At 61.5% G+C, this 21,124-nt stretch carries 16 protein-coding genes; 12 read left to right on the forward strand and 4 right to left on the reverse strand.

Features of this window, described 5'->3' with window-relative positions; all coding sequences use genetic code 11:
- Positions 1 to 205: 205 nt before the first annotated feature.
- Both ACNHGR_RS20765 and ACNHGR_RS20770 read right to left on the reverse strand, forming a co-directional pair.
- Positions 206 to 1,522, reverse strand: coding sequence for a sigma-54-dependent transcriptional regulator (locus ACNHGR_RS20765; protein ID WP_475288642.1), 1,317 nt, complete (start codon positions 1,520 to 1,522; stop codon positions 206 to 208).
- The gene (locus ACNHGR_RS20770; protein WP_475288644.1) at positions 1,519 to 3,276 is read right to left on the reverse strand and encodes a sensor histidine kinase; all 1,758 of its coding nucleotides are present in this window, start codon (positions 3,274 to 3,276) and stop codon (positions 1,519 to 1,521) included. Before ACNHGR_RS20770 ends, ACNHGR_RS20765 begins: the two co-directional genes overlap by 4 nt.
- A gap of 256 nt (positions 3,277 to 3,532) precedes the next feature.
- Between ACNHGR_RS20770 and ACNHGR_RS20775 the strand changes: the two genes are divergently transcribed.
- The 3 genes from ACNHGR_RS20775 (at position 3,533) to mqo (ending at position 8,188) form a co-directional block, all read left to right on the forward strand.
- Entirely contained in the window at positions 3,533 to 4,873 is a 1,341-nt protein-coding gene (locus ACNHGR_RS20775; protein ID WP_475288646.1) for a dicarboxylate/amino acid:cation symporter, read from the forward strand.
- 12 nt (positions 4,874 to 4,885) lie between these two features.
- Positions 4,886 to 6,367 (forward strand): alginate export family protein, encoded by a 1,482-nt coding sequence (locus tag ACNHGR_RS20780; RefSeq protein ID WP_475288647.1) that lies wholly within the window; start codon positions 4,886 to 4,888, stop codon positions 6,365 to 6,367.
- 96 nt (positions 6,368 to 6,463) lie between these two features.
- Entirely contained in the window at positions 6,464 to 8,188 is a 1,725-nt protein-coding gene (mqo, locus tag ACNHGR_RS20785; RefSeq protein ID WP_475288648.1) for a malate dehydrogenase (quinone), read from the forward strand.
- A 94-nt stretch (positions 8,189 to 8,282) separates the two neighbouring features.
- On the opposite strand, the gene ACNHGR_RS20790 is transcribed toward mqo, so the two are convergent.
- On the reverse strand, positions 8,283 to 9,206 hold the full coding sequence (locus ACNHGR_RS20790; RefSeq protein ID WP_475289476.1) for a LysR substrate-binding domain-containing protein: 924 nt from the start codon (positions 9,204 to 9,206) through the stop codon (positions 8,283 to 8,285).
- Between the two features lie 109 nt (positions 9,207 to 9,315).
- Between ACNHGR_RS20790 and ACNHGR_RS20795 the strand changes: the two genes are divergently transcribed.
- Genes ACNHGR_RS20795 through pcaD form a run of 8 tightly spaced genes read left to right on the forward strand, consistent with a single transcriptional unit; the run spans position 9,316 to position 15,574 of the window.
- The gene (locus ACNHGR_RS20795) at positions 9,316 to 10,488 is read left to right on the forward strand and encodes a muconate/chloromuconate family cycloisomerase (RefSeq protein WP_475288650.1); all 1,173 of its coding nucleotides are present in this window, start codon (positions 9,316 to 9,318) and stop codon (positions 10,486 to 10,488) included.
- Positions 10,489 to 10,493: 5 nt separating this feature from the next.
- A complete protein-coding gene (gene catC / locus ACNHGR_RS20800; RefSeq protein WP_475288652.1) occupies positions 10,494 to 10,784 on the forward strand; it encodes a muconolactone Delta-isomerase in 291 nt (96 codons plus the stop codon).
- 30 nt (positions 10,785 to 10,814) lie between these two features.
- Positions 10,815 to 11,735 (forward strand): dioxygenase family protein, encoded by a 921-nt coding sequence (locus ACNHGR_RS20805; RefSeq protein ID WP_475288653.1) that lies wholly within the window; start codon positions 10,815 to 10,817, stop codon positions 11,733 to 11,735.
- Between the two features lie 24 nt (positions 11,736 to 11,759).
- On the forward strand, positions 11,760 to 13,115 hold the full coding sequence (locus ACNHGR_RS20810; protein WP_475288654.1) for an SRPBCC family protein: 1,356 nt from the start codon (positions 11,760 to 11,762) through the stop codon (positions 13,113 to 13,115).
- On the forward strand, positions 13,112 to 13,627 hold the full coding sequence (benB, locus tag ACNHGR_RS20815; protein WP_475288655.1) for a benzoate 1,2-dioxygenase small subunit: 516 nt from the start codon (positions 13,112 to 13,114) through the stop codon (positions 13,625 to 13,627). Before ACNHGR_RS20810 ends, benB begins: the two co-directional genes overlap by 4 nt.
- A gap of 10 nt (positions 13,628 to 13,637) precedes the next feature.
- Positions 13,638 to 14,423: a benzoate diol dehydrogenase BenD gene (gene benD / locus ACNHGR_RS20820; RefSeq protein ID WP_475289478.1), complete on the forward strand. Its 786-nt coding sequence runs from the start codon at positions 13,638 to 13,640 to the stop codon at positions 14,421 to 14,423.
- Between the two features lie 60 nt (positions 14,424 to 14,483).
- Positions 14,484 to 14,801, forward strand: a complete 318-nt coding sequence (locus ACNHGR_RS20825) for a 2Fe-2S iron-sulfur cluster-binding protein (protein WP_475288656.1) — start codon at positions 14,484 to 14,486, stop codon at positions 14,799 to 14,801.
- Positions 14,802 to 14,803: 2 nt separating this feature from the next.
- A complete protein-coding gene (gene pcaD / locus ACNHGR_RS20830) occupies positions 14,804 to 15,574 on the forward strand; it encodes a 3-oxoadipate enol-lactonase (RefSeq protein WP_475288658.1) in 771 nt (256 codons plus the stop codon).
- Positions 15,575 to 15,663: 89 nt separating this feature from the next.
- Here the strand turns inward: pcaD and ACNHGR_RS20835 are convergent, their stop codons facing one another.
- A complete protein-coding gene (locus ACNHGR_RS20835; RefSeq protein WP_475288660.1) occupies positions 15,664 to 18,723 on the reverse strand; it encodes a TonB-dependent receptor domain-containing protein in 3,060 nt (1,019 codons plus the stop codon).
- Between the two features lie 509 nt (positions 18,724 to 19,232).
- On the opposite strand from ACNHGR_RS20835, the gene ACNHGR_RS20840 reads away from it, so the two are divergent.
- Entirely contained in the window at positions 19,233 to 21,113 is a 1,881-nt protein-coding gene (locus tag ACNHGR_RS20840; RefSeq protein WP_475288661.1) for a gamma-glutamyltransferase family protein, read from the forward strand.
- Positions 21,114 to 21,124 lie beyond the last annotated feature (11 nt).

Consider the following 21,124-nt stretch of genomic DNA (forward strand, 5'->3'; position numbering starts at 1 on the left):
TTTCGATTGTCGACAAAAAGACCCGCTGCAAACGGCTTCACCCATGCACGGCAAAAGTGACATAAGGTGACAAATCCGCGCGCATTTTGCGATGCTTTTGTCACCTTATCGGCAGTTCTGCGCGATCAGAACCTGTCGAAGCCGCCATGTGCCATCCGCGCTTTTTAGGCATGTGCGGGCGCACATCGCCAGCGGGGGCATCTGGTCACCCGATCTCGCCGCGGATCTTGCGCAGATCGATGCCCAGCCTTCGCACCCTGTAATAGAATGTCTTGCGCGGCAGGCCGAGGGTCGTGATGGCCTTGCCCATATCCCCCCCGGCCGCCCGGATCGTATCGATAATCGCCGAGCGTTCAAATGCATCGATGCGCGCGTCGAGCGGTAGCGTGACGCCATCCGCAACCGGTTCCTGCTCCAAGCCCAGCGCCAGCCGTTCGGCCAGCCGTCCCAGTTCATGAACATTGCCGGGCCAGTCATGGTCTAGCAGATGGGCCAGCACTGCGCGGCTGACCGGCGGCACCGCGCGGCGGAAGCGGCGGGCGGCGGCATCGAGCAGATGGGCGAAGATCAGCGGAATATCCTCGCGTCGTTCGCGCAGTGGCGGGATGTGCAGGCGCACCGCCGCCAGTCGATAGAGCAGGGCCGGCTGGATCGCCGCCGTCTGGTTCTGCTGCGTCATGCAGCCGACCACGCGCAGGTCTGCGGGTTGCGGCTCGCGCGCGCCGACCGGGCGGACCAGCCGATCTTCCAGAAATTGGATCAGATGCGCCTGCAATGCCGGGCCGGACTGGTCGACATCGTCCAGGAACAAGGTGCCCTGATGCGCGCGCGCCAGCCGGCCTTCCAGCGGCGCGCGCCCGGCCAGGCTTTCGCCATGCAGGCTGGTCTCGGCGATCGCATCGGGCACGGCGGCGCAGGCGATGCTGACGAACTGGGCGCTGGCGCGACGGCTGCGCTGATGGATCATGCGCGCGACCAGCTCTTTGCCGGTTCCTGTCTCGCCTTCGACCAATATGTCGATATTGGTGTCGGCCAGGGTCGCCACCATGTCGCGCAGCCGCTCGATCGCCGGCGAATGGCCGATCAGCGGAGAGGCGACGGCGGTATCGACCAGCGCGCGCAGGCGGCGATTTTCGATCACCAGCAGTCGTTTCTCGCTCGCCCGCGCGACCGATGCCAGCAGTGCGTCGGGATCGAAGGGCTTGGTGAGGAAATCCCAGGCGCCGGCCTTCAGCGCATCCACCGCCATCGGCACATCGCCATGGCCGGTGACCAGAATGACTGGCAGTTCCGCGTCGCGGGCGTGGAGTGCCCGGAACAGGTCGATGCCCGACATGTGCGGCATCCGCACGTCGCTGACCACAACGCCGGGAAAGTCCGCATCGATCGCCGCCAGCGCATCAGCGGCGCGGGCAAAGGCGTGCACATCATGGCCTGCTAGCGTCAGCGTCTGCGCCATGGCGGCGCGCAGGTCGTCATCATCGTCGACCAGGGCGATCTGGCGCGGGGGCATGTCGGTCATGCGCGTTGCAAACTCAGCTGGAAATGGGCGCCAGCCTCACTGGGCAGCAGGCGCAGCGACCCGCCCATGTCAGCCATGATATCGCTGGCGATGACGAGGCCAAGCCCGAGGCCGGACGGGCGGCTGGTGACGAAGGGCGTGAAGAGTTGGCCCTGCACCGACGGATCAATGCCCGGCCCATTGTCCGTCACCGAAAGCAATATCGTCTCCGCGTCGAGCATGATCGACAGGCGGATGGCCGGCGCCGCCACGCCTTCCAGCGCTTCGAGCGCATTTTGCAGCAGGTTGACCAGCACCTGTTCCAGCCGGATCGTGTCGGCCATGACGCGCAGATTGGCAGGCAGGTCGGGCAGATGCAGGTCGACCCGCGCCAGCCGCGATTTCAGGATCAGCACACTGCCTTCGATCGGTCCGGCGAGCGGAATGGCGTCGATCGCGCCGGTCGCCTTGCGCGAAAAGCCGCGCAGTTCAGCCGTGACCTTGCCGATCCGGTCGGTCAGCCGCTCGATCGCCGCCATATTCTCGGCGGCTGCCTCAACATCGCCGCGCTCGATCAACAGCCGGCCATTGGCGGCATAGCTGCGGATCGCGGCGACCGGCTGGGCGGTTTCATGGGCGATACCGGCGGTGATCTGGCCCAGTGATGCCAGACGATTGGCCTGGCGCAGCCCTTCGCGCAGCGTGTCGGCGCGCGTTTCACTGGCGGCGCGCTCCTCCATTTCGCGGCGCAGTTCCCGGGTGCGGGCTGTAACCATCGCCTCCAGTTCGCTGGTGCGAGCTGCGGCCATGGCAGCCCGTTCGGCACGGCGATGGGCCCGTTCGCGCAAAATCCAGATGCCGCCGGCAAGCAGCATCAGCAATAGCAGGGTCGCCAGCCGCACCGTCCGCACGAAGCTCTCCACGCCATGCAGCGGGGTCAGCATGTTGAGTTGCCAGCCCGGTTCGCCGGCCGCGACCGATTGCCACAGCAGGCGCCGGCGCGGTTCGTCGGCGGGGCTGACGATCTGCCGGCCATCAGCGTCGCCCATGCCCCTGAGCGGCACCGGCAGCAGCGATCCGCGGCCGGATTGCAATTCGGCGCGGAAGCGCTGCTTGGCCGCGGCGGACAGCGAATGGATGGTGGTGAAGCGCCAGTCGGGGCGGCTGGTGATAAGAATGATTCCTTCGCGACTGGTGATGAAAGTGATCTCGCCCAGCCGCGCCCATTGCTGTTCGATTCCGTCAAATTCCAGCTTCACCACGACATATCCGCCGCCACGCGATCGCCGCGACAGATACATGCCGGGCCGCTCGCTGATCGTGCCGAGCGCGAATTGCGCGCCCGATCCATGGGCGGCGGCCAGCTTGAAATAGTTGCGGAACGCATAATTCTGGCCGACGAAGCTGCGTTCGCTGCCCCAGTTGCTCGATGCCACGGTGCGACCCGATGCGTCGAGGACATAGATTTGCGCCGCGCCGGTGGTGCGGGCCAGCGCCTGCAACTTGCGGTCCAGCGCACGTAACGCGATTTGCGATCCGGTGAGGCCGGCGACGAGGTCACTGTCGTCGGACAGGGCGATGGGCAACAGCCGGAACCGCTCGATCTCGCTTTTGAGATAGGCTTGGCGCAGGATCGCGGCGCCACGTGTCTCCGCGCTCAGCCGCGCAATGGCATTGCGCTCGGCGACTTCGCCCGACAGCCAGATAAGGCCGCTGGCCACACCAAGAAACAGGGCGATCCAGAATAAGCGAGTCGGGAAACGGGCGCCGATCATGGCCCTACATATCTTCCCATCATTCGATGTGCAACTTTCTGCATATTGTCCATTGTTGATGAGCCGATATATGCACTTAAATCCTCTGCTGCTCGCACTGAATATCAACTAATATACTGAATAATAATGATTTAATATCATTTTGCCTGCAATTTGTCGCGCATGGCTGACGGCTCGATACTGGCCACCTCAATTCCCGACCCGCCCACTCAAGAAGGCGGGAAGGCTTTTGGCGAGGGCCAGAAAGACTCCTGTGATGCAGATTTCTCATTTCCCCGATCCGCCGGCCCCCCGGCGCCCCTGGTATCGCCATCTCTATGCGCAGGTGTTGCTGGCGATCATTGCCGGCGTGGCGCTTGGCCATTTCGCGCCGCATCTGGGCGAAACGATGAAACCGGTCGGCGATGCCTTCATCAAGGCGGTGAAGATGGTCATCGCCCCGGTCATCTTCCTGACGATCGTCACCGGTATCGCCGGCATGCGCGACATCGCCAGCGTCGGCCGCGTCGCGGGCAAGGCCTTCGCCTATTTTCTCTTCTTCTCCACCCTGGCGCTGGTCGTCGGCATGATCGTCGCCAATGTGATGCGGCCGGGCGCGGGCCTCAACATCGATCCCGCCACGCTCGACGCAAGCAAGGTCAACGAATATGCGGAAAAGGCCCACGATAGCACGCTGACCGGCTTCCTGACCGGCATCATCCCCGACAGCTTCCTGTCCGCATTCGTCAGCGGCAACATTCTTCAGGTGCTGTTCGTCGCGATCCTGTTCGGGGTTGCGCTGGCGCTGATCGGCGATCGCGGCGCGCGGGTGCTCGACCTGCTGGAGGATGTCTCGACCGCCGTGTTCAAGCTGGTTGCTATCGTCATGAAGGCGGCGCCCATCGGCGCGTTCGGCGCCATGGCCTTCACCATCGGTAAATATGGCGTCGGCACGCTCGCCAATCTCGCCTTCCTGGTCGGCACCTTCTACCTGACCTCGGCGCTGTTCGTGGTGGTGATCCTGGGCTTGGTCGCCCGCGCCTGCGGCTTCTCGATTTTCGGCCTGATCCGTTATCTCAAGACCGAATTGCTGCTGGTGCTGGGCACCTCCTCGTCGGAAAGCGCGCTGCCGGCCCTGATCGAGAAAATGGAGCGGGCCGGTTGCCCCAAGTCGATCGTTGGGCTGGTCGTGCCGACCGGCTACAGCTTCAACCTCGACGGCACCAATATCTACATGACGCTGGCCGCGCTGTTCATCGCACAGGCCACCGGCGTCGACCTTTCTCTGGGAGATCAGATCCTGCTCCTGGGCGTGGCCATGCTGTCGTCCAAGGGTGCAGCAGGCGTGACCGGGGCGGGCTTCATCACGTTGGCGGCGACCCTCTCCATCGTCCCCTCCGTGCCCGTCGCCGGCATGGCCCTCATTCTGGGCGTAGATCGCTTCATGAGCGAATGCCGCAGCCTGACCAACTTCATTGGCAATGCGGTGGCGACGATCGTCGTGTCGCGCTGGGAAGGGAGGCTGGATCAGAGCCAGTTGCAGGCCGCGATGCGGGGCGAGGGCAGGGCGCCATCCCCGGACGAGCCTTCACTCACCAGCGCCGTCCCGGCGGAATGAGGCGCAGCCACTATGGTTCGTTTCTCCTGCGCGGCCACGCGCCGCCCCGTCGCTGTCTCCGTTCTCACCCTCGCCACCTTGTTCGCCAGCCCCGCATGGGCGGACGACGTGCCCGCTGAGCCCGCCAGCCTCTATCCCGCCGATGCCGTCGGTGAAGGATCGGTATCGGGCGGCTATGCCCTGTCGCGCTGGGCCGAGGACTGGCGCAGCAAGGCCGATCCGCAGCAGCGCGATGACCTGCTCGATCGCCTTAAATATCTGCCGCTGGATGGGGATGGCGACATCTATCTGACGCTCAGCGGGGAGGCGCGGGTGCGGGTCAACTACACCACCAACCTCAATCTGCGGAACGCCGGTAGCCAGCGGCAGGACATCAACCGGCTGGTCGGCGGCGCCGACCTGCATGTCGGACAGCATCTTCGCTTCTATGGCGAAATCGCCCATGGTGGCATATCCGGTGACAATATCGGCACGCCGTCGGGATCGCTGCGCAATGATCTGGTGGTGCTCCAGTCCTTCGCCGAAGTGAAGGGACGGGTTGCGGGCCTAGATCTGGGCCTGCGATACGGGCGCCAGGAATTTACCGACGGCCCCAATCTGCTGACGTCTCAGCGCGACAATAATACGATCCGTTATGCGCTGAACGGCGTGCGCGCCTGGGCGCGGACGGGGACGCTGCGCATCGATGCCTTCGATTTCAAGCCGACCGCGCTGGGCAATGGCGGGGCCGGCGATGATAAGGTCGAACAGGGGCGGCGCTTTTCCGGCTTCACCGCTGGCATCCGGATTCCGGAAAAGGTGCTGGGCGGATCGGAACTCTATCTCGATCCCTTTTTCTGGCGCTTGCGCACAAGCGATGCGCTGTGGGGCGGCGTGACTGGCCGGGTCGAGCGCTTCTACGCCGGCGTGCGCTTGTGGGGGGAGGTTGGCCCGGTCAATCTCGACTGGACGGTCAATCACCAGTTCGGAGATTTCGACGGGCGCGACATCAGCGCCTGGCAGATCTTCTTCAACCAGAGCTACAAACTGCCTGGCGACCTGCCGATGGGGCCGCGCATCGGCTTCCACGCCGATTATGCGAGCGGCGGCGGCACGTTCGAGGGCGGGACGCTGAAAGCCGCTTATGCCCCCTTCGGCAACAATATCTATTATAGCTACCAGCTGTGCATGACGCCGACCAACCTCAAGACGCTGGCGCCCAGCCTGACCCTGTCACCGCTCAAAGGCGTGAAGGCGACGATGGAATATCAGTTCGCCTGGCGCACCGATGAAAATGATGCGGTCTATCGCGCCAACAAGTCGATCTTCGCCGGCACCCAGTCTGTCCCCGGCCACAAGATCGGCGAATCCATCCGCGCTCAGATCAACTGGGCGATCACGCCGCGCCTGTCCTTTGTCGGGCGCTACGAGCATCTGGATGCAGGACCGGTGCTCAGCCGTGCCGGCTATGGCAATAGCGACTATCTGGCCGGCTGGCTGAGCTTCCGATTCTGAAGATGATGGGATGGTGCGCATGACCTGACGGACAAGATTGGCGAACGCGCATCCGGCCGCCCGGCTCCTTTCCACGCAGATTTGGAATCCACGATCATGATATCCTCCTCCAGTCCGGCGGCGCCGCGCCGCCGGACCCTGTTCAAGAAGATCCTCTTCCCCCTTGCTATCATCATCCTGCTGCTGGCGATCGCCGCCACGGCCTTCCTGTTCCGCCCAATGGCGTCGCCCGAAGGGAAGGCAGCAGCCAATGACAAGCCGGTCGATGTGCTGGTGATCGGCGGCGGCATCATGGGGGTGACGCTGGCCACCTATCTCCAGGAAATGGAGCCGGACTGGCGGATCGACATCTATGAGCGGATGGACAAGGTGGCACAGGAAAGCTCAAACGGCTGGAATAATGCCGGCACCGGTCATTCTGGTTTCGCCGAACTGAACTACACGCCGGAAAAGGATGACGGATCGATCGCGACCGAAAAGGCCGTGGACATCGCCGAGCAGTTCGAGATTTCGCGCCAGTTCTGGTCGCATGAGGTCAAGCAGGGCCGCCTGCCCAAGCCGACCGATTTCATCAACGCGACCCCGCATATGAGCTTCGTCTGGGGCGACGACAATATCGCCTATCTGCACAAGCGCCGTGATGCGCTGGTGCAGAACCCGCTCTTTTACGGCATGCAATATTCGCAGGATCCGGCGCAAATTCGCCGCTGGGCGCCGCTGGTGATGGAGGGGCGCGACCCGAAGCAGAAGGTGGCGGCTACATTCATGCCGATCGGCACGGACGTCAACTTCGGTGTCATCACCACCCAGTTGACCAACGCGCTGACCCGCAATCCCAATTTCAACCTGCAGCTTGGCCATGAAGTGCGCGGCTTGCACCAGAATGCGGACAGGACGTGGAACGTCACCGTCCATGACCTAAAGAAGAACAGCGATGCCGTGGTCAAGGCCAGGTTCGTTTTCATCGGCGCGGGTGGAGCCTCGCTCAAGCTGTTGCAGATGTCGGGCATTCCGGAATCGAAAAACTATGCCGGCTTCCCGGTCGGTGGTCAGTTCCTGGCGTTTGAGGGGGCGGCCGCGACCAGCCGCCACAATGTGAAGGTCTATGGCAAGGCGGAGGCCGGTTCGCCGCCGATGTCGGTGCCGCATCTCGACGCGCGCAAGCTTGATGGCAAGGCGGTGACCCTGTTCGGCCCGTTCGCGCTACAGAGCACGAAATTCCTGAAAAATGGCTCGCCGCTCGATCTGTTCGCATCCGTCTACAAGAATAATGTCGGCGGCATGTTGAAGGTCGGTGCGGAAAATCTGGATCTGGTCCGCTATCTGGCGCAGCAGGCGACGCTGACCGATGCCCAACGGCAGGCTGAACTGGTCAAATATTATCCCAATGCCAAGCGCGGCGACTGGAAGCTGATAACCGCTGGCCAGCGCGTGCAGGTGATCAAATATGATCCCGAGAAGGGTACGGTGCTCCAGTTCGGAACCGAAATCGTAACCGACAAGGATGCCAGTATCGCTGCTCTGCTCGGCGCGTCTCCCGGCGCTTCGACCTCGCCCGCAATCATGCTGGAAGTGATGCGCCGCGTTTTTCCGCAGCAAATGGCGACCAGTTGGAAGCCGAAGGTAGCGGCAATAGTGCCTTCCTATGGCCAGAAGCTCAACGCCAGCCCGGACCTCACCAACCGCATCCGCCGCATGACCAGCCAGACGCTGGGCTTGCCCTATATCGAGGTGCCGGCGACGATCAACGGTGGTTCGCCCGACGTCAAGGCCACGGTACCGGTCAGGCGTAATCTCAATCAGGAACAGCAGGCGCTGTGATTGCAGGGCGGCGGGGTGCTCTGGCATTCCGCATCGCCTATGTCTTTGATTGTACTCGTTTGCCTACCTTGGGGATTGCAATTTCCTGTAAAGGTTATGCATCTTCAAGGAGCGCGGTCGGTACCTCATAGCCCCAACTGGCATATTGGCGGGCGATGACGGCGGTCATCAGGGCAAGCTCCGGCGAGCGATCACCCGGTCGATGGCTCATGATGATCGGCGATGTCGCCTGTTCGGCAAGATCGCGAAAAGCGACGTCGTGACTGCGTGCGCGATGCACCGATTCCGGCACGATCGCCATGCCTTCCTGCGCTGCGACTAGGCCGATCGCAATCTGGAGTTCGCGCGCCTCATGGACGATGCGGGGTTCTATCGCATGATCGCGGAACAGGGATATGACCTGATCGGCGTAGCTGGGACGGGGCGCGCGCGGATAGATGATCTGGGGTTCATCGGCCAGATCGCGTAGCGAAACAGGCCCGTCGCCGTGCGACAGCGGATGATCCATCGGGAAAGCGGCCACCAGTTTCTCGTTGCGCAAAATGATGCGACGTACCGCAGGGTCCTCAAATCGGATACGGCCGAATCCCATGTCGATGCGTCCATCCTTGAGCGCTTCGATCTGTTCGAGGGTCGTACTTTCGACCATGACCAGTTCCACATTTTTCGCCACCTTGCGAAATTCGCGGATCAGTTCGGGCAGGCGCGCATAGATGGTCGATGCAACGAAGCCGATGACCAGTCGGCGTCGCCGGCTGGTCGCGGCTGTCCTTACCATCGCTTCGACATCTTCCATGCGCGCAAGCAACTGCAACGCCTGCGCATGGAGCAGGCGGCCAACGTCGGTCAGCCGGAGTGGCCGGCTCGCGCGATCCAGCAGCGGTGCGCCGACCTGCGCCTCCAGTTGCTGAATAGCACGGGACAATGGCGGTTGGGCGATATGCAGCCGTTCAGCGGCGCGATTGAAATGGCCTTCGTCAGCAACCGCCACGAAATAGCGTAGAAGGCGCAGGTCCAGCATAATTATACCCTCAGAGTATCAGCCCTTAACCGCATTGATCTTTGATCGATCCGTTGTTCGGGCATATTCACCCCTTGAAAGCTAAGCATTTGGGAGAGTCGCCGCAATGGCTGTGTTGAGCCGAGCCGATACCTTCATCGTCGATGTGCCGACGATCCGCCCGCATGTTCTGGCGATGGCGACCATGCATGCTCAGTCGATGGTGATCGTCCGCCTGATCGACGCCGACGGCGTCGAGGGCATTGGTGAAGGGACCACGATCGGCGGTCTGAGCTATGGCGAGGAAAGCCCCGAAAGTATCAAATCCGCGATCGACACCTATATCATACCGGTACTGGAAAGCTGCGATCTGGCGCAGGTCGGTGCGACGATGGCGAAGGTGGCACGCGGCGTACGCGGCAATCATTTCGCCAAATGCGCGGTCGAGACGGCACTGCTTGACATGGCGGGCAAGCGACTGGGTATCTCCGTGTCCGAACTGATCGGCGGCGGCCGGGTGCGCGACAGCCTGCCGGTGGCTTGGACCCTGGCCAGCGGCGACACCGCCCGTGACATTGCGGAGGGCGAGGAAATGCTCGATCGCCGCCGTCATCGCATCTTCAAGCTCAAGATCGGCAAGCGTGCGGTGCGTGACGACGTCGCCCATGTCGGTGCCATCTGCAGGGCGCTGGGCGACCGCGCCAGCGTGCGCGTCGATGTCAACCAGAACTGGTCGGAAACGCAGGCCAAGATCGGCATGGCGATGCTCCATGATGTTGGTTGCGATCTGGTCGAACAGCCCATCGTCGGCGACGCGATTGCCGCCATGGCGCGCCTTTCGCAGTCTCAGCCCATAGCGCTGATGGCCGACGAGGCACTTAATGGCCCGCGCAGCGCGATGCGCATTGCGTCGGCGCACGCGGCGGGGGTTTTTGCGCTCAAGATCGCGCAGTCAGGCGGCCTGTTCGCTACCGCCCAGGTAGCCGCCATCGGCGCGGCGGCCGGTATCGGCCTTTATGGCGGCACGATGCTGGAGGGTGGGGTCGGCACTGTCGCATCGGCCCATGTCTTTGCGACCTTGCCGGAACTGGCCTGGGGGACCGAATTATTCGGTCCGCTGCTCCAGACCGAGGACATTCTGAGTGAACCGCTCGGCTATGGTGATTTCTCGCTTGCCGTGCCGACGGGGCCGGGGCTGGGCATCGCCTTTGACGAGGACAAGCTCGCCTTCTTCCGGCGCGATCGCCCCAAATCGGGTGTCGGCGGGCCGATCCTTCACACCGTTGGCGTAGGAGCCTGAATCCCATGCTGTTCATGGTCGAAATGGACGTCGATATTCCGCTGGGTTTCGATCCGGACGAAGCGGCGCGGATAAAGGCCGATGAAAAAGCCTATTTCCAGAAGCTTCAGGAAGCCGGCACGTGGCGGCACATCTGGCGCAAGGTCGGGCTATATTCGAACGTCTCGATCTTCGACGTCGAAAGCAACGCCGCCTTGCACGACACGCTCATGGCGCTGCCGCTCTATCCCTTCATGACCATGAAGGTGACGCCGCTCTGCCGCCATCCTTCATCCATTCACGAGGACGATCGCTGATCGACCAACCGCAAGCTTAGGAGAGAAAATATGGGTACCAGCTTCGTAGAAAGACCTGAAATCCAGCAGTTGCTCGATCGTGCGGCCGGCATGGGCGAAAGTGGCGGAAATCCGCGTCTGAAAGCGATCGTGCGCGATCTGACCGAAAGCGTGATGGACCTGATCGTCAAGCATGACATTTCCGAAAGCGAATTCTGGCTGGCGATGAAATATCTGGCGGACAGTTCCGCCGAGATCGGCCTGATCGTGCCCGGTACCGGTCTGGAGCATTTTATGGACCTCTACATGGATGCCAAGGATGCGGAAGCCGGCCTGACCGGAGGCACGCCACGCACCATCGAAGGACCGCTCTATGTCGCCGGCGCGCCGCTCGTAGAAGGCGATGTCAATCTGAGCGTCGATCCCGACGAGGGCACCCAGACGTTGTATATGAGCGGTGCCGTTACCGGCCCCGATGGCGAGCCTGTGGAGGATGCGATCGTCCATGTCTGGCATGCCAACAGCAAAGGCTGGTATTCGCATTTCGATCCGACCGGCGAGCAGACCCCATTCAACAACCGCCGCCGCATCAAGCTGGGCAGCGATGGCCGCTATGCTTTCCATTCCAAACAGCCGAGCGGTTATTCGGTGCCGCCGGGCGGTGCGACCGACCGGCTGATGCAGGCGCTGGGTCGCCATGGCAATCGTCCGGCGCATGTGCATTTCTTCATCGAGGCGCCCGGCTATCGCACGCTGACGACGCAGATCAATTTCGGTGACGATCCCTTCGCCGCCGACGATTTTGCCTTTGGTACGCGCGAGGGGCTGCTGCCGGTGCCCAGCCGTCAGGGCGAAACCGCCTATATTGCCTTCGATTTTCAGCTCCAGCGCGCCGTGAGCGAGGGCGATGAGGGTTTCTCGACCCGCGCCCGCGCCGAGGTCGCGGCGGAAAAGGAAACAGAGGCAGCCTGACGATCGGGCACGGGAGACAGGATCATGCATGAGCATCTGATGCAACGTGTCGCGACCGCAGTCGTCGACGACCCCCAGACCGGGATGTTTCGCTGTCGTCGTGACGTGTTCACGGACCAGCAACTGTTCGATCTGGAGATGAAATATATTTTCGAGGGCAATTGGGTCTATCTGGCTCATGAAAGCCAGGTCGAAAAGAAGAATGACTATTTCACGACCTGGATCGGCCATACGCCGGTGATCCTGACCCGCGCCAAGGATGGCGGTCTCAACTGCGTGGTCAATGCCTGCGCCCATCGCGGTGCCAAGCTGTGCCGACGCAAGCGGGGCAATCAACCGCTCTTCGTTTGCCCCTTTCATGGTTGGAGTTTCAAGACGGACGGCAGGCTGTTGCGCGCCAAGGATGCGAGCAGCGGCGCCTATCCCGACAGCTTCGACCATGATGGCTCCCATGACCTGACCCGTGTTCGGGTGGAAAGCTATCGCGGCTTCATCTTCGGCTCGCTCAATCATGACGTGCTGCCGCTGGAAGAGCATCTGGGCGAGGCAAAGGTCATCATCGACCAGATGGTCGATCAGGCGCCTGAGGGGCTGGAAGTGCTGACCGGCAATTCCACCTACACCTTCCATGGCAACTGGAAGATGCAGATGGAAAATGGCTGCGACGGTTATCATGTCAGCTCCGTCCATGAAAATTACCAGTCGACCATGGGGCGCCGTGCCGAGGGCGGGACCAAGGCGGTTGATGCTAATGGCTGGTCGAAGGCGCCGGCGAGCGGGGTCTATGGTTTCGAATATGGTCATATACTGCTGTGGACGCAGGTATTGAACCCCGAAGTCCGACCGATCTGGAACCTCAAGGACCAGTTGGTCGATCGGCTGGGGGTCGACAAGGCGAAGTTCATCCTCGAACAGACCCGCAATCTGGCGCTCTATCCGAACGTGTTCCTGATGGACCAGTTCTCGACCCAGATTCGCGTGGTGCGGCCGATCGACGTGCATACGACCGAAGTCACCATCTATTGCTACGCGCCCAAGGGCGAGAGTGTTGAGGATCGCGCCCACCGTATCCGCCAGTATGAGGATTTCTTCAACGTCACCGGCATGGGCACGCCCGACGATCTGGAGGAGTTTCGCAGTTGCCAGTCGGCCTATGAGGGCGCTGGCGAATTGTGGAACGACCTCAGCCGTGGTGCGACGCGCTGGATCGCGGGGCCGGACAGCAATGCGAAGGCCATGGGCATGAACCCCTTGTTGTCGAGCGAGCGCAGCGAGGATGAAGGGCTGTTCGTGCGCCAGCATGAATATTGGGCACGCATCATGCTGGACGGCTTGGCGAGGGATATGGACGCCCGGCCGATGATGGAGGCGGCCGAATGACATTGCTTCTGGAAAAGGACCATGCAGCCATGTCCTATCAGCATATCTGCGCCTTTCTTTACCGGGAGGCGCGGCTGCTGGACGATCGCGCTTTCGACGAATGGCTGGAATGCTATGCGGAGCAATGCGAATATTGGATGCCGGCCTGGACCGACGACGATGCGCTGACCACCGATCCGCATAGCGAAATCTCGCTGATCTATTACGGCAACCGCAAGGGGCTGGAGGACCGCGTCTATCGGCTGAACACAGAACGTTCGTCCGCCAGCACACCCGAAGCGCGCACGTCGCACTTCATCGCCAATGTCGAGATCATCGAAACGCGGCCCGACGCGATAGACCTGCGCTACAACTGGCATACAATGAGCCATCGCTACCAGAAGACGCAGCAATTCTTCGGGACCACCTTCGTGACGTTGGACATGCGTGGCGATACGCCGAAAATACTGAAGAAGAAGATCGTTCTGAAGGACGACTATATTCATCAGGTCATCGACGTCTATCATGTCTGAGCGCGCCGCGATGGTCTTCCCGGGGCGATTTGCCGGCAAGGTGATGGTCGTAACCGGTGCGGCGCAGGGCATCGGTGCCGGTGTAGCCATGCGTGCCGCGGCGGAGGGCGCCAGCCTCGTCCTTGTCGACCGGGCCGATTTCGTCAGCGAGGTGGAACAGGCGATCGTCAAGGCGGGCGGCAAGGCGATCTCCGTTAATTGCGACCTCGAAACCTATGAGGACGCGGCGCGGGCCATGACGGCGGCGGTCGAGGCATTCGGGCGCATCGACATCCTCATCAACAATGTCGGTGGCGCGATCCGCATGCGACCTTATGCACAGTTCGAGCCGGCGCAGATCGATGCGGAAATCCGCCGCTCGCTGATGCCGACCCTCTATTGCTGCCATGCCGTCCTGCCGATGATGCTGGATCAGGGGATGGGCACGATCGTCAACGTCTCCTCCAACGCCACGCGCGGTGTCCGCCGTGTCCCCTATTCGGCGGCGAAGGGCGGGGTCAATGGTCTGACTCAGGCACTGGCGATGGAATATGCCGAAAGCGGCATTCGTGTCGTTGCGACAGCGCCTGGCGGCACGAGTGCGCCGCCGCGTCGTGTGCCCCGCAATGCGCAAGGTGACAACCAGCAGGAACAGGCCTGGATGGCAGAGGCCGTGGCGCAGGTGACGGCATCCGCCTTCATGAAGCGCTATGGCACGCTGGATGAGCAGATCGCACCCATTCTCTTCCTCGCCTCCGATGAGGCAAGTTATGTGACGGGATCGGTCTTGCCGGTCGCCGGCGGCGATATCGGCTGAGGTCAGGCGGCGGCGCTGCCGCTGATCGCCTCAATATATGAAATAATATGGGAAAAAGCGTTGGCAAAGCTGATTGTATGCAATCGTTTAGGTGATGAAATATCCATGGACGCCCGCGATGGCATGTCCGTCATGGAAATCATTCGTGACAATGGTGGAGACGAACTGCTCGCCCTGTGCGGTGGCTGCTGCTCCTGCGCCACTTGCCATATTTTCATCGATGAACCATGGGTCGAAGCCGTCGGTGCGGCCAGCGGAGACGAGGACGACCTTCTCGATTTCTCCGATCATCGCAGTGCGCGCTCGCGCCTGTCTTGTCAGATCATGATGACTACAGCGCTGGATGGCCTGCGTGTCACTATTGCACCGGAGGATTGAGCATGGCTTTTACGCAGCGTCCCGGCGCCCAAATCTACTGGAAGCGCGATGGCCGGGACAGTGCGCCTGCGCTCGTGCTATTGAATAGCATCGGTACGGACATGGATTTGTGGGACGGCGTGCTACCCTATCTGCGCGATCGCTTCGCACTGCTGCGGATCGATGCCCGGGGTCATGGCGCCTCTTCCGCCGAACCGGGTGATTATTCGCTGGCGATGCTGGCCGACGACGTGCTTGCCGTCGCCGATGCGGCAGGGTTCGGCCGCTTCGCGCTGGCCGGTGTGTCACTGGGCGGCATGATCGGCATGGAACTGGCGCTCCGTGCGCCAGACCGGATCGAAAAATTGCTACCCATCTGCACATCGGCAACCATGGACGGCAAGGCCTGGGCCGATCGTGTCATGAAAGTGCGTGGCGAAGGCATGGCGGCCATTGCCGACCTTGCCATGGGGCGTTTCTTGTCCGAGGCGGCGGAGTTGGCCGTGTTCGAAACCGTCCGTCGTCAGCTTCTGGCGATGGATGCGGACGGCTATGCCGGCTGCGGTGCGGCCATTCGCGACATGGACCTGGCCGACCGGATTGCGAGCATCGCCTGTCCGACGCTGATCGTCACCGGAAACCGCGATACATCTACCCCGTTCGCGGGGCATGGCGATCATCTCCTCGCCCATGTTCCCGGCGCGACCCATATATCGCTCGATGCCGCCCATCTTGCGCCGCTAGAGGCGCCGGATGCGCTGGCGGCAGCGATCATCGCCTTTCTCGAAGGCTGACATAGACTTTCAGGTCAGTCTTCGGGCAACCGAATTGCGCAAAAAAAAGGGCGCGGCGTCGTAACGCCACGCCCTTTCTTTTCAAAAGATCAGAAGACCTTCTTCAGGCTGGTATACCAATAGCGCGCCTGTGGCTGGTACAGGCTCGACAAATAGCCGGCAGATGAAAGCGGCGGGTCCTTGTCGAAGATATTGCGTGCACCAATCTGAACTGTGGTCCCATTGAGCGGTCCATCATTTTTGAACGTGTACTGGCCGTAGAGATTGACCGTCGTTTGCCCCTTGACGGTCCATGGATTGGCATTCGCGTCGCGCACGCCATTTTCATAGACGCTGTCGATGAACTGGGTGAAGGCGCCGATCTTCCATGGCCCCAACGACCAGTCGAACGTCGCCGAGATGCGCCAGCGCGGCTGCCCGTCACGGCCAATCACGTCGCCGCCGCCCTGGATCGGTACGCCGGCGTTGATCTCACCGGCTGCCTGCCCCTGTATCACCTGCTGTACGCCTGCGGGCGCATCGACATAATAGCTGATAAGGCGCGATGCGTTGACGTTGAGCGAGAAGTTGCCGAGGCTTGAGGTCGGCAGGAAATAATCCAGATTGAAGTCGATGCCCTGAATGGTGACCGGCAGCAAATTCTGGAAATTGGCAACGACGTAGAGCAGTTCACCCACGGGCGCGAGGCCCGTACCTGCCACCCGCGCAATATCGTCTGCCGTCGGATCGCGGCGGATGACGTTGGGATTGCTGCTACCCTGGGTGCGCAGCAGATAGTCCAGGTTGAGGGCATTCTGATAGTCCAGCAAGCCCACCACATTCTTCTGCTGGATTTTCCAGCGATCGACGGTGAAGGTGACCTTGCCCAGACCCTCGCCCAGTTTCGGCGACAGAACGGCGCCAAAGCTCCAGCTTGTCGATTCCTCAGGCTTCAGATTGGGATTGCCACCGCTGCGCCGCAGAACGGACACGTTGCAGACCGCGCTGGAGAAATTGGTTGCGCGACCCGATCGGGCGTCGGCTTCACACAGCACATAGTCGAACCCACCATTGACGCGATCGAGTGTCGAGGTGTTGATGACTTCGAGGTTGGGCGCGCGGAAGCCTTGCGACCAGGAGCCGCGCAGCATCATGCCTTCCAGCAATTCCCAAGATCCCGCGACCTTGGGCTTTGCGACCGAACCGACGTCGCTATAATCTTCGTAACGACCCGCGACCTGGAAGCTCAGCCTGCGGAACATGGGTATTTCCATTTCCGGGCTGAAGATGGGGATGGCGAGTTCGGCATAGGCGGATTTCACGTTGCGCTTGCCCCGCACGTCGGGGCTCGGGCTGGCGCCGCCAAGGTCCGATCCATAGAAAACGCCGGTGACCGCGTCCGTATAGGTGGTATCCACCCCTGCGATGCCGCCCTGATAGGTGGAACGATTGTCATGATAGGTTTCACGCCGCCATTCGATGCCGGCGGCGATGCCGATGCTGTTGTCCGCCCACAGGCCAAGCAGGTTTGCGTTCGATAGCTTGAAGTCCCACAGGGCCAGCGATGTGCGGGTCTTGCGGGTCGCCTCGATCATGAAGCTGTCGATCGTCGACTGGCTGTTGGGTGTGCAATCGCCGATCGAGGGCGTGTCGACGCAACCACCGTTGAACGGGTTATAGGCGTCAGACGTCGTCTTGTTGATCGCCTGTTGCAGCAGAGTGTTCGAGAAGTTCTCCTGCGTATCTTTCGCCGTTGCCCAGGTGTAGAGGCCGGCCGATTCCCATTCGAAGTCGCCGATATTGCCGCGCAGTCCGCCCAGGAAGCGATATTGATAATTGGTCACGTCGACCTTGCGGGAACCCACATCGACATAGCTGAGCGATGTGATCTGGACCGGCAGACCTTCAGCCGGCACCACCGACAGGTCAAGGCCGGGCAGGCGGTTGGGTGAGCCGATCGGCCCCAGGGGATTCCAATAGGCATCGGCCGCCACCGTTATCGGAATATTGGCGAGCGACCCCGGCGCACCGATCGTCGAGCTGGTTTTGCCGCGGTAGAAGCCGATTTCGCCAAAGAAGGCGAGGGAGTCGGACAGCTCATAATTGAGATAGGAGAAGAGATTGATGCGTTTGACTGATGGCTGGGCAGTCAGATCGTCAAATGTTGCGGGTGAGTTGAAGCGAAGATTGGAATCGGCGCCGGACATTTCCGTGGCACCATTGCCATCATCATAACAGGTGTCCGGCGTACCGGATGCGATGCGACAACCGGCATTGGTGCTGGGCTGGATATGAAACTGACCCGAACTGTTGGTGAAGGGGGTGCCGTTGCTCGTCAATGTCTGATTCAGGAATGTGGCGCCGCTGCCGGGGCGCACCACGCGGAACGTGCCCCAGGGGGTGCTGGTGCTGGTGCCGTTCCAGGCTGCGACATTGGCGAAGGATGTGCCGGTGACATAGCCGCGTCGGTCGACACTGGCGGTATAATCCTGATCGCTCAGATACAGCTTCGATTTTTGTGCATAGCCACCGAAGATCGATATGTTGCCGCGGCCTTCATTGAAGTCGAACCCGACAAGGCCATTGGCCGCGAATTCACGCAAGTTGGTGCCTTCCGCACCGCCATATTGGATATCGAACTTGGCGCCCTTGTAATTGGACTGAAGGACATTGTTGACGACACCTGCCACCGCATCGGACCCATACAGCGCGGCCGCACCGTCGCGCAGTACTTCGACGCGTTCGATATTGCCGACGGGGATGGTGTTGGCATTGTAACCGAAGGTGGGGACACCGGAATCAACTACGCCGGTGATGGCCTGCGATGTCGGATGCAGAACGGTGCGACGACCGTTGATCAGCAGCAGCGTATTACCCTGGCCCAGCCCGCGCAGCGAAACGGTGGACACGTCACCGCGTGCGGCGTTGGCGTTACCGCCACCAAGTACCTGTTCGTTGAACGTCACGCCGCCCAGTTGAGGAATGGACCGATAGAGGTCGGCGCCTGAAACCGCCGCCACGGCTTCGATCTGTTCTTCGCCGACAAGGCTGACAGGCAGAGCGCCTGCTGTTTTCGCCCCCTTGATCTGCGAACCGATGACGACGATTTCCGCAGCCGGCGGTTCATCGGCCTGCGGCGCTGCGTCAGGTGCGGATTGGGCCTGCGCCATGCCGGCGGTCAACGCCCAGAGACTTGCACCGGTTAAGGCAAAGAAAGTTCTTCTTCTCTCTCTCGTCATTATTGTTCCCCTGTGATGAAGCGGTTGCTTCAAGCCGTATCGGCAACATGCCTTTCCGGTTTTTGAGATCGGGGTGACCAGCAAATGTCGGCGTCAAGAGTCTTGAGCGCTTTCTTTTATTGATAACTATTAAAATAATGCATCTGCAGGCCCTCCCGAGACTGGAGTTCCGGCATCATCTCCTGCGTGGGAGCTTGGCCTTGCTGTCGCCCTCACGACAATCAAAGCTATTCGGGCACAACACCCACAATTGTGCGCGTTCTTGCCTTAAAACTGATCACGATGAAATTTCCGCCATAAATTTCGAAATATTTTAAAATATTTTTGTCGGGCACGGCGGTGTGGCGGAAATTGGTTTGTGCGTCGTTATGAAAGCTATCGGCCGGCCAATGCCTTCCCTCGGGCCGCGCGCAACATGCCGATCACAGGGGATCCAATCAATGAGCGATACCGAAAATCTCGGAATAAGCCGTCGTGAATTTGCGGCAGCGGCAATGGCAGGCGTGGCCGCCACCGCTGGTGCCGGCTCTGCAAAGGCGCAGTCTGTGTCCACTCCGGCCAAGGCAGCGATCGAACCAACCAGACTGGTCAGTGCCGGGGAAACGCTACGCCCGGAAATTGTGGGCCAATTCGGTATCGTGGCGGCGGGACGCCATTATGCGGTGGCGGCCGGTACGCGCATGCTGATGGCTGGCGGCAACGCCACCGATGCCGGGGTTGCGGCGGTATTCGCAGCGGCCGTCACGGAAATCTCGCATTTCGGCTTTGGCGGGGAAGCGCCGACCATCATATATGACGGCAAGACAGGCAAGGTGTCGCTGATCAGCGGACAGGGCGTCGCGCCCGCGCTGGCGACCCCTGAGAAGTTCGCGCAGGCCGGTGTCATACCCGGCAACGGTCCCAATGGTGGCACAGTGCCGGCGATGGTCGATGCCATGGCACTCGCGTTGCAATTGAACGGTACCATGACTTTGCATCAAGTGATGCAGCCAGCGATCGAACTGGCCGATGGCTTTGTCATGTACAACTTTCTCGCAGAAGTGTTCGTCAGCCAGCAAAAGGCGACATCGAAATATAAGGATGCCTACGACGCCTATTATCCGGGCGGCAAGCTACCCAAGACAGGCGAAATCTTCCGTCAGTCCAATCTGGCGCGAACGATGCGTATCATAGCGGATGCTGATGCGGCTGCCTTCAAGGAATCGAAGGATCGCAAGGCCGCGATCCAGGCGGGGCGCGACGCTTTCTACAAGGGCGACATCGCTCGCCGCATCGGCGCCGCTATGGAGCGAGACGGTGGCCTGATGCGCTACGAGGATCTCGCCAAATATAAGGGCAAGGTCGAAACTCCTGCCATGACCAGCGTCTTCGGCTATCAGGTCTATAAGGCCGGTTTCTGGAGTCAGGGCCCGGCCATGCTGATGGCGCTCAATATCGCCGAAGCGGCGGGCATTGCCACCATGGAACCGGGGTCAGCCCCCTATCTCCACACCGTCGCAGAATCCATCAAGCTCGCCTTCGATGATCGTAACATGTATTTCGGCGATCCCGATTTCGCGACCGTCCCGATGAAGGGCCTGTTGTCCAAGGAGTACGCCGCTGCTCGCGCAAAGCAGATCGGACCGAAGGCCTCGCTCGAACACCGCTTCGGCGATCCATGGGCGTTTGAGGACAAGACCCGCACCACGCCCGTCTTCACGCCCCATATGTTGAAAGCCCCGCCCAAGCCGACCGCCGATACCACGGCGATCGAGGTGGTGGACAAGGACGGCAATCTCTTCTCCTGCACGCCCAGTTCCGGCTGGATGCTCGGCGGCGCCTATGTCGCGGGCGGCACCGGCGTACCGATGAGCAATCGCCTGACCGCCTTCGATCTCGATCCCGTCAGCCCCAATTATCTGGTCCCTGGCAAGCGCCCCCGCACGACCCTGTCGCCCTCCATGGTGCTCAAGGACGGCGCGCCCTATCTCGCCATCGGTACGCCAGGCGGCGACAATCAGGATCAGCAGATCATGAACGTGCTGCTGCGGGTCCTTGCCTTTGGCCAGCCGCTTCAGGCCGCGATCGAGGCGCCCCGCATCAACTCCAACCATTTCCACGGCTCCTTCGGCATCAAGAAGGACGAACCGGGCGTGCTGGAAATCGAGGATCGCGTGCCGCAGGCGGTGCGCGATGACCTCACCGCGCGCGGTCATAAACTCGATGTGCTGGGGCCGTTCGCCGTGTCCACCGGCATCGTCGCGACCGGCGTGGTGCCGGGCAGCGGCACCCTGCGCGGCGGGGCGGATGTCCGCCGCGAACGCTATGTCTTTGGCTGGTAAGGAAAAGAAAA

The organism is Sphingobium sp. RS1 (genome assembly GCF_056156825.1).